Origin of the sequence: Pseudonocardia sp. (assembly GCF_025965585.1) — a bacterium.
Lineage (GTDB): Bacteria > Actinomycetota > Actinomycetes > Mycobacteriales > Pseudonocardiaceae > Pseudonocardia.
On sequence record NZ_JAOPWR010000205.1, the window covers coordinates 1 to 8,567 of the forward strand.

Here is an 8,567-nt window from a genome sequence, read left to right on the forward strand (position 1 = left end):
CCCGACGCGGCCGTGGCGCTGGCCGCCGTGCGGGGCCGCGAGATGGCCGCCGCCTGCGCGCTCGCCCCCACCGGCATGAGCGCCGTGCTCGGCGGCGACCCCGACGAGGTGCTCGCCCGGCTCAAGGAGCTCGACCTCGATCCCGCCAACCGCAACGGCGCCGGCCAGGTGGTGGCCGCCGGCCTGCTCGACGCGCTGGCCGCGCTCGAGGAGGCCCCGCCGGGACGCGCACGGGTGAAGGCGCTGCCCGTGGCGGGCGCGTTCCACACGCACTTCATGGCCCCCGCCGAGGACGCGCTGCGCACCCACGCCGAGGGCGTCACGCCCGCGGACCCGACGCGGCCGCTGCTGTCCAACGCCGACGGCGAGACCGTCACCGACGGCGACGAGGCCCTGCGCCGGCTCGTCGCCCAGGTCACGCGGCCCGTGCGCTGGGACTCGTGCATGGCCTCGCTGCGCGAGCTCGGCGTCACCGCCGTGATCGAACTGCCCCCGGCGGGCGCGCTCGTGGGGCTCGTCAAGCGCGAGCTCAAGGGCACGGCCACACTGGCGCTCAAGTCCCCCGACGACCTCGACAAGGCCGTGGATCTGGTCCGCGAACACACAGGAGCCCCGTCATGACCACGCTCCGCCTCCCCCCGACCGTCGCAGGTGCCCGGCTGATCGGGCTCGGCAGCTCCCAGCCCGAGAACGTCGTCACCAACGACGACCTCGCGAAGACGATGGACACCAACGACCAGTGGATCCGGGAGCGCGTCGGTATCCAGAGCCGGCCGATCATCAACGACGGCACCACGCTCGTCGAGATGGCGTCCGAGGCCGGCGCGCTGGCCGTCAAGGACTCGGGGCTGGAGCCCGGCGAGATCGACGCCGTGATCTTCGCGAGCTGCACGATGCCCACCCCGATCCCCAACGGCGCGGCGCAGACCGCCGACCGGCTCGGGATCCCCGCGCCCGCGGCGTTCGACCTCAACGCCGCATGCGCCGGGTTCTGCTACGCCACGGGCACCGCGGCCGGGCTCATCCGCGGCGGCAGCGCACGCAACGTGCTGGTGATCGGTGCGGAGAAGCTGTCGGACTGGCTGGACTGGACCGACCGCTCCACCGCCATCATCTTCGCCGACGGCGCGGGCGCCGCGGTGCTGAGCGCCGCCTCCGACGACGCCTCGGTCGGCGTCGGCCCGGTGGCCTGGGGCAGTGCGGGCGACATGTCCCAGACCATCATCATCAAGCCCGAGAACAGCGCCCTGCACCAGGAGGGCCAGGCGGTGTTCCGCTGGGCCACCACGAAGATCGCGCCCGTCGCCCTGCGTGCCATCGAGCTCGCCGGGCTCACGCCCGCCGACATCGACGTGTTCGTGCCGCACCAGGCCAACCTGCGCATCGTCGAGGCCGTCGCCAAGAAGCTGCGGGCCAAGGGCGCCCGCGACGACATGCGCGTTGCCGACGACATCATCCACTCCGGCAACACCTCGTCGGCGTCGATCCCGCTCGCCCTGGACCACATGCGCAGCGACGGCAGGCTGCGATCCGGCGACACCGTCCTGCTCGTAGGCTTCGGCGCAGGCCTCTCCTACGCGGGGCAGGTCGTCGTCTGTCCCTAGAATTGCTGGATCCTCAGTTCCAGCGTCACCCCTGATTCCCCCAAGCAAGAAGGAGAACCACCGTGGCTGACAACGCCGAGATCCTGAGCGGCCTCGCGGAGATCGTCGAGGAGGTCGCCGGCATCGACACCGCCGACGTGTCCGCCGACAAGTCCTTCGTCGACGACCTCGACATCGACTCGCTCTCCATGGTCGAGATCGCCGTGCAGGCCGAGGACAAGTTCGGTGTGAAGATCCCGGACGACCAGCTGGCCGAGCTGAAGACGGTCGGTGACGCCGTGGACTACATCGCGAAGAACCAGTGACGGTCCCTCTCCAGGAAGTCGTCGTCACCGGGCTCGGCGCCACCACCCCGCTCGGCGGGAACGTGGCGTCGACCTGGGAGGCCATGCTCTCCGGGCGTTCGGGCATCAAGCGGATCGACGGCGAAGAGCACGAGTGGGTCACGCGGCACGAACTGCCCGTGAAGATCGCGGCGCCGCTCGCCGTGTCGCCCACCGAGGTGCTGCCGCGCGTCAAGGCCCGCAGGCTGGACCGCTGCGAGCAGGTCGCGCTGGTGGCCGCCAAGGAGGCGTGGGACCACGCCGGTCTGGGTGAGCCGGGCAGCCAGGTGGACCCGGAGCGGCTTGCCGTGGTGATCGGCACGGGCATCGGCGGCGCCGTCACCCTGCTGGACCAGGACGACCTGCTCGAGACCGGCGGCCTGCGCAAGGTCTCGCCGCTCACGGTGCCGATGCTCATGCCGAACGGGCCCGCGGCCTGGGTCGGCATCGAGTACGGCGCCCAGGGTGCGGTGCACGCACCCGTCTCGGCGTGTGCGTCCGGCGCCGAGGCGCTCGCGTGGGCCCTGCGGCTGCTGCGGGCCAACGAGGTGGACGTCGTCATCGCCGGCGGCGCCGAGGCCTGCATCACCGGCATCACCGTGGCCGGTTTCGTGCAGGCCCGAACGCTCTCGCTGCGCAACGACGAGCCGGAGCGGGCCTCGCGCCCGTTCGACGTCGACCGTGACGGGTTCGTGCTCGGCGAGGGTTCCGGGATCATGATCCTGGAGCGCGCCGAGTTCGCGGCGGCCCGCGGTGCCACCGTGCACGGCAGGCTGGCGGGGGCCGGCATCACCGCCGACGCCCACCACATCACCGGACCCGAGCCGGAGGGCCGCGGGCAGTCGCGGGCCATCGCGGCAGCGGTCCGCAGCGCCGGGCTGGACCCGTCCGACATCGGCCACGTCAACTGCCACGCCACCTCCACGGTGGCCGGTGACGTGGGCGAGACCAGGGCGATCCGCAAGGCGCTGGGCGACCACCCGGTGCTGACCGCGCCGAAGTCGCAGCTCGGCCACATGGTCGGGGCGGCCGGTGCCGTCGAGAGCATCATCACGCTGCTCTCGATCAAGGAGGGCATCGTCCCCGCCACGCTCAACCTCGAGAAGCTCGATCCCGGCGTCGAGCTCGACGTGGTGGTGGGCGAGCCGCGCAAGGTCGACCTGCAGGCCGCCGTGTGCGACTCGTTCGGCTTCGGCGGGCACAACGCCGCCGTCGCGTTCACGAAGGTCTAGCCGGCTACGAAGGTCCGAGCTAGCAGACCTCGCTGACGGAGCTGCCGCTCCGGGTCGCACCGACCCGGAGCGGCGAGCCCGCCAACGGCAGGGTGGCGTGCCAGCAGATCCGTTCGGCCTGCGTGTCGGGCGGGGCGTCGGCCACCGCCTGCGTGCTGACGAAGCCCACCCGCACGAGCAGCCCACCCGCGGCGGCGGGCGCCACGGCGTCGTCGATCCGGTCGATCCGGATCGTGCCGTCCTTCGTCGAGCGGTAGGCCTTCCTCCAGGCGTCCTCGGTCTGCGCCGCGGCCCGGTCCGGCGTGACCGTGGCCTGCCAGGAGGCATAGTCCCCCGCATTGATCGCATCGAAGTAGCGCTGCATCTGCGTCAGCACCGTGGCCGCACGCGGATGGACGGCCGCGTCGGCGCTGAGCGTCACGACCGCGGAGCCTGCCCCGGCCTGCGGCACGGCCGGAGCCTCACCCTCGGGCGCGGCCCCCCGGACGGATCCCACCACGGCCGCCGTCACACCGCCGGCCACCAGCACCACCACGAGCCCGGTCACCACGATCCGCCCGCGTGCCATCGTTCCCCCCTCGACCGGGAGGAGTCTGCCAGGCGGCCTCAGCCCACCTGGTGCAGCCAGGTCACCGGAGCACCGTCGCCGGCGAGGCGGAACGGCTCCAGCTCCTCGTCCCACGCGGAGCCCAGCAGCTCCTGGATGCGATCGGGCACCTGCGGGGCCGGTACCTGCACGAGCAGTGTCCGCAGCTGGTCCTCCCCCACCACGATGTCGCCGTTGGCGCTGGTGTTGCCCCGCCACAGCCCGAGCGTGGGCACGTGGCAGAACCGCTCGCCGTCGACGCCCGGGGTCGGCTCCTCGGTGACCTCGAACCGGAGCATCGACCAGGCCCGCAGGGCGCCTGCGAGCGCGCCACCACTGCCCACGGGGCCCGACCAGGTGCACTCGGCACGCAGTTGTCCGGGTACCGCTGACTGAGGCGTCCACTGGAGGGACACCTTCTCACCGAGCACACCGGAGATCGCCCACTCGACGTGCGGACAGACCGCAGTCGGCGACGAGTGGACGAAGACCACGCCGCGTGCATTCACTGCAGACCTCCAACGTCGACGAGGATCGTCTTCCCCTACGTCCTCGCGTCGTGGCTGACTGCTGATGGATCCCGGGCGTCCGGCCCGTTCCGGTTGTGTTGATCAGTGTGCCGGGTCGGAGGGGTTCGGCGCCAGCGGGAGGGCGTCCCCGGGCGTGTCGGGCGTGTCGCGCCCTACCGGGCCGGAGCAGCCGGCCGCCGACGAACGTGTGGTCCGAGAGCATCGCCCCAGGTGACACCCGCAGCGGCCCCTGCACGGCGTCGCCGCGGAAGCGGCCGGTGACCGGGCCTCTACGAAGAGTGATCCGTTATCACGTTGTGTAGTAATCGATCCCGTCCTGCTCGGTGACCCTCACCGCTCCGCGCTCGACGAGCACCTGCAGGTGGGAGGCCGTCTCGAGCGTCGCGAGCATGGCGTTGAACGGGTCGAGGTCGACGAGCCGCGTCTCCCGCCGAGTCCACGGCAGGGCACCGGCCACCTCGTGGGCGGTGCTGCGGCCCTCACGGACCGCGGTCAGGCTCGCGTCCAGGCGGGCGGCGTGGTGGGCGATCAGCTGGTCCACCCGCTCGTGCACGCGCATCCCGACCGGCCCGTGGGCGGGCAGCAGCGCCGCGTCCGGGCGGGTGCGCATCAGCTCCAGCGAGGTGAGGAAGGCCGTCAACGGGCTCGAGGTCGGGTCGGGCTCCAGCGCGAGCGACGGCGTGATCCGCGGCAGCACGTGGTCACCGGCGAACAGCAGGCCGGCGAGCTCGTCGGCGAACACCACGTGCCCGCGCGTGTGGCCGGGGGTGGCCACAGCCAGCAGCCTGCGGGACGTCTCCCCCTCGCCGACGACGATCTCCTCGCCGTCCTCGATCCAGTGGTCGGGGTAGCCCCAGTGGGCGGGGTCGGGCGGGGGCGGCGGCATGGTGGCGAGCGTGCGCAGCAGCTCCTGCGCGCCGGCCCGCGCCAGCCGGGCCTGGTTGGCCGTGCCGTCGGCGCGCTCGGAGTTGATGATCTTCAGACCGGACTCCTCGCCCCGCCCCAGCGCCACCTTCATGCCGAACTCGCGGCGCAGCACCACGGCCTGCGTGTAGTGGTCGCGGTGCACGTGCGTGACCAGGAACTGCCGCACGTCGGGGAACCCGGCATCCAGCGCCGCCAGGGCCTTCGCGAGCAGCTCACGGGCCTCCGCCAGCGCCCACCCGGCGTCGACGAGGGTGAGCCCGTCACCATCGGCCACCGCGTAGACGTTCACCGCCCGCAGTCCGTCGTTGGGCAGCGGCAGGGGGATGCGGTACACGCCGGGAGCGCAGCGGAAGACCCCCGGGGCCGTCCAGTCACCGTCCGGGTCGTCGTCGAGGATCACCGCCCGACCCTACGTCGACGTCAGGCCGGAGCGGTGAACGCGTCCGCCCCCGCGGCCTCGGCCACGAACATGCGCTCGCCGTAGTGCTCGCGGAAGGCGGCGAACATCGCGTCCAGCGGCAGGTCGGCGTACACGCCGCGGTCGCGGGCGTACTCCATGTAGGCGGAGCCGTCGGCGGCGTAGGGGTGCAGGAGCGCGTCGGTGCGGCCGTCGAACGCGATCGGGGACACCCCGAACCGTGCGCACAGCTCGGCGTTGAACGCCGGCGTCGCCTTCACCCAGCGGCCGTCGAGGTGCAGGTCGGCGTAGCCGTGGTAGACGAACAGGTCGGCGCCGCCCATGCGCTCGCGCAGGCGCGGGGTCTGCAGGTGGTTGCGTACGTCCGCGAAGCCCAGCCGGGCCGGGATGCCCACCGCCCGCGCCGCCGCCGCCAGCAGCACGGCCTTGGGCACGCACCAGTTGCTCGGCGACTCCGCGACCGCGCTCGCCCGGTAGTCGGCGGAATCGGTGCTGCAGCAGAAGGGGTCGTACCAGATCTCGTCGCGGACGGCGTCGAACAGCCGCACGGCCTGCTCGACGGGCTCGGTCTCCCCGCCGACGACGCGCCGGGCGAACTCCTGCACCTGCGGCGCGTCGGAGTCGACGAAGCCGCCCGGCTCCCGGAACTCCCGCGCAACCTGCTCCGCCACCGGCATCCCCTCTCGCACCACGCGCCCGGTTCGCCCCGTTGCGTCGCAGTGTCACCCTACGCCGGGGTCGCGGACGGGCCGGGCATGTGCGTTCCGGGTTCCCCCGGTTCGTCTGACCACCCGGACGGGACACGGAGAACACCCCGAAGGGTGACCTCGGCTCCGTTACTGTGCAACGCGATGCGAGCGGAGCCCCGATCGGGGCCATGGGGAGGTCACGGACGATGGGTGCAGAACAGCCGGACGGATCCGAGGTCATCGGGGCGCCCTTCCTGACCGTGGCCGAGGTCGCGGGCCGGATGCGGGTCTCGAAGATGACGGTGTACCGGCTCGTGCACAGCGGCGAGCTGCCCGCCGTGCGGTTCGGGCGGTCGTTCCGCGTGCAGCGGCACGCGGTGGAGGAGCTGATCCGGGACGCGCGGTACCAGGCGAGCTGATGCCCGCTCAGCGGGTGCGCCCCCGCGGCTTGAGCGGGGTCGGCGGCAGCGGCGGGGCGGCCAGCGCCGGTCCGTCGTAGCCGGGAACCGGAGCGAAGGCTGCGTCGGCGCCCCCGGTGGGCGGCCCGGCCTGCCAGTGCGCCCGGGCGTCGGCCACCTCCTGCCCTGTGCGGGCCACGAAGTTCCACCACATCACGATCTCCTCCGCGAACGGCACCCCGCCCAGCAGCAGGAACCGGCCGCCGCGGGGCGCCCGCAGGCGCAGGTCACGACGCCCCGACCCCAGGTAGCACAGCGACCCCGCCTGCAGCTCTCCCCCGTCGATCTCCGGCGCGCCGGACACGGTCAGCACCGCGTGCTCGAAGTCGGGTTCCAGCGGGAGCGGCGTGTCGGCGCCCGGATCGAGCGCGATGTCGACGCCCACGAGCGGCGTGTGCACCAGCCCGGGCGAACGGGCACCGGCGACCTCGCCCAGCAGCACGGTGGCGTGCACCCCCGGCTCCGTGACGACCGGCAGCCTCGCGTGGTGCTCGAAGCGCGGCGCGACGGCACGTTCGGCGTCGGGCAGCGCCACCCACAGCTGGGCGCCGTGCAGCAGCGGGCCGTGCGGCACGGGCGACTGCTCGGAGTGGGCGATGCCCGCGCCCGCCGTCATCAGGCCCAGGTCGCCGGGCCGGATCAGCACGTCGCTGCCCAGGCTGTCGCGGTGGTGGACCTCGCCGTCGAGCAGCCAGCTGACGGTCTGCAGCCCGATGTGCGGGTGCGGCGGGACCTGCATGCCCGGGCGGGCGGCGATCTCGTCGGGGCCGTAGTGGTCCACGAAGCACCAGGCGCCGATCATGCGGCGGCCGAGCGTGGGCAGCAGCCTGCGGACCTCTGTGCCCGGCCCCAGCATCACCGCCTTGGACGGCAGCACCTCGCGAACGGGACCGGCGGTGGCGGAACTGCTGCAGACCTCGACGGATGACCACGTCTCCAGGTTGCTCACACAACCACCGTATCCGGACACACCTGCGTCATCACATCCTGCGACGATCCCCCGATGCGCCGCCAGGTCTCCGCCCAGCTCCAGCTCGACGTCACCGAACCCGCGCTGCTCGCCCTGCAGATCACGGCGGCCACCCGGCCCGAACAGGAACAGCTCACCATCGACTGTGGCGGGGCCCTGATTCCCTACCGCGAGCTCACGGCGCCGCACGGCGGCCGGCTCCAGGTCATCGACGCACCGATCGGCAACATCGTGATCGACTACGCGGCCACGGTCGACGGCGAGGTGCCGACACCCGAGGGCGACGAGCACGACCGGCTCGCCTATCTTCGCCCCAGCCGCTACTGCCCGTCGGACAAGCTGCTCGCCACCGCCGCCGCGGAGTTCGGGCACCTGAAGGACACCGGCGAGATCGTCACCGCCGTCGCGCGGTGGGTGGGCCTGCGCCTGGCCTACATCGTGGGCTCCAGCGGCCCCACCGACGACGCGGTCGACACCCTGCTCCTCGGCGAGGGCGTCTGCCGCGACTACGCCCATCTCGTCGTCGGGCTGCTGCGCGCCCAGGACATCCCGGCCCGCCTCGCCGCCGTCTACGCGCCCGGGCTCGCCCCGATGGACTTCCACGCCGTCGTCGAGGCCTGGGTCGACGGCGCGTGGCGCGTCGTCGACGCCACCGGGCTCGCACCGCGGCGCTCGATGCTGCGGATCGCCACCGGCCGCGACGCCGCCGACACCGCGTTCCTGTCGGTGCACCACGGCACCGCCGACCTCACGACCATTGGCGTGCTGGCGATCGTCGACGCCCTGCCGAACGACGACCCCGCGGAGGTCGTCGCGCTCACCTGATCTCC

11 protein-coding genes are annotated in these 8,567 nt (G+C 73.0%); 6 read left to right on the plus strand and 5 right to left on the minus strand.

Annotated features, from left to right (window positions below):
* The 4 genes from JWR81_RS13240 to JWR81_RS13255 form a co-directional block, all read left to right on the plus strand.
* Positions 1-621: ACP S-malonyltransferase (locus JWR81_RS13240; RefSeq protein WP_297651096.1), on the plus strand; the 621-nt coding region annotated here is incomplete at its 5' end.
* A complete protein-coding gene (locus JWR81_RS13245; protein WP_297651098.1) occupies positions 618-1,604 on the plus strand; it encodes a beta-ketoacyl-ACP synthase III in 987 nt (328 codons plus the stop codon). The genes JWR81_RS13240 and JWR81_RS13245, both read left to right, overlap by 4 nt.
* Positions 1,605-1,666: 62 nt before the next feature.
* A complete protein-coding gene (locus JWR81_RS13250) occupies positions 1,667-1,909 on the plus strand; it encodes an acyl carrier protein (RefSeq protein WP_297651100.1) in 243 nt (80 codons plus the stop codon).
* The gene (locus tag JWR81_RS13255) at positions 1,906-3,159 is read left to right on the plus strand and encodes a beta-ketoacyl synthase (RefSeq protein WP_297651102.1); all 1,254 of its coding nucleotides are present in this window, start codon (positions 1,906-1,908) and stop codon (positions 3,157-3,159) included. Before JWR81_RS13250 ends, JWR81_RS13255 begins: the two co-directional genes overlap by 4 nt.
* A gap of 19 nt (positions 3,160-3,178) precedes the next feature.
* Here the strand turns inward: JWR81_RS13255 and JWR81_RS13260 are convergent, their stop codons facing one another.
* The 4 genes from JWR81_RS13260 to JWR81_RS13275 form a co-directional block, all read right to left on the minus strand.
* Entirely contained in the window at positions 3,179-3,727 is a 549-nt protein-coding gene (locus JWR81_RS13260) for a hypothetical protein (protein WP_297651104.1), read from the minus strand.
* Between the two features lie 38 nt (positions 3,728-3,765).
* Positions 3,766-4,254, minus strand: a complete 489-nt coding sequence (locus tag JWR81_RS13265; protein ID WP_297651106.1) for a DUF3145 domain-containing protein — start codon at positions 4,252-4,254, stop codon at positions 3,766-3,768.
* Between the two features lie 310 nt (positions 4,255-4,564).
* A complete protein-coding gene (locus tag JWR81_RS13270) occupies positions 4,565-5,602 on the minus strand; it encodes an MBL fold metallo-hydrolase (RefSeq protein WP_297651108.1) in 1,038 nt (345 codons plus the stop codon).
* A gap of 20 nt (positions 5,603-5,622) precedes the next feature.
* Entirely contained in the window at positions 5,623-6,291 is a 669-nt protein-coding gene (locus tag JWR81_RS13275; protein WP_297651110.1) for a transglutaminase family protein, read from the minus strand.
* 224 nt (positions 6,292-6,515) lie between these two features.
* Between JWR81_RS13275 and JWR81_RS13280 the strand changes: the two genes are divergently transcribed.
* On the plus strand, positions 6,516-6,728 hold the full coding sequence (locus JWR81_RS13280; protein WP_297651112.1) for a helix-turn-helix domain-containing protein: 213 nt from the start codon (positions 6,516-6,518) through the stop codon (positions 6,726-6,728).
* A 7-nt stretch (positions 6,729-6,735) separates the two neighbouring features.
* Here JWR81_RS13280 and JWR81_RS13285 read toward each other — a convergent pair whose 3' ends face one another.
* Positions 6,736-7,716 (minus strand): pirin family protein, encoded by a 981-nt coding sequence (locus JWR81_RS13285; protein WP_297651114.1) that lies wholly within the window; start codon positions 7,714-7,716, stop codon positions 6,736-6,738.
* A gap of 54 nt (positions 7,717-7,770) precedes the next feature.
* Here JWR81_RS13285 and JWR81_RS13290 point away from each other — a divergent pair, with 54 nt between their 5' ends.
* The gene (locus JWR81_RS13290) at positions 7,771-8,562 is read left to right on the plus strand and encodes a transglutaminase family protein (protein ID WP_297651115.1); all 792 of its coding nucleotides are present in this window, start codon (positions 7,771-7,773) and stop codon (positions 8,560-8,562) included.
* Positions 8,563-8,567: the final 5 nt, after the last annotated feature.

Bases quoted from the DNA above. Each gene is read 5' to 3' on its own strand.
- JWR81_RS13245 (WP_297651098.1), top strand. From the start codon at position 618: ATGACCACGCTCCGCCTCCCCCCGACCGTCGCAGGTGCCCGGCTGATC.
- JWR81_RS13260 (WP_297651104.1), bottom strand. From the start codon at position 3,727: ATGGCACGCGGGCGGATCGTGGTGACCGGGCTCGTGGTGGTGCTGGTG.
- JWR81_RS13280 (WP_297651112.1), top strand. From the start codon at position 6,516: ATGGGTGCAGAACAGCCGGACGGATCCGAGGTCATCGGGGCGCCCTTC.
- JWR81_RS13290 (WP_297651115.1), top strand. From the start codon at position 7,771: ATGCGCCGCCAGGTCTCCGCCCAGCTCCAGCTCGACGTCACCGAACCC.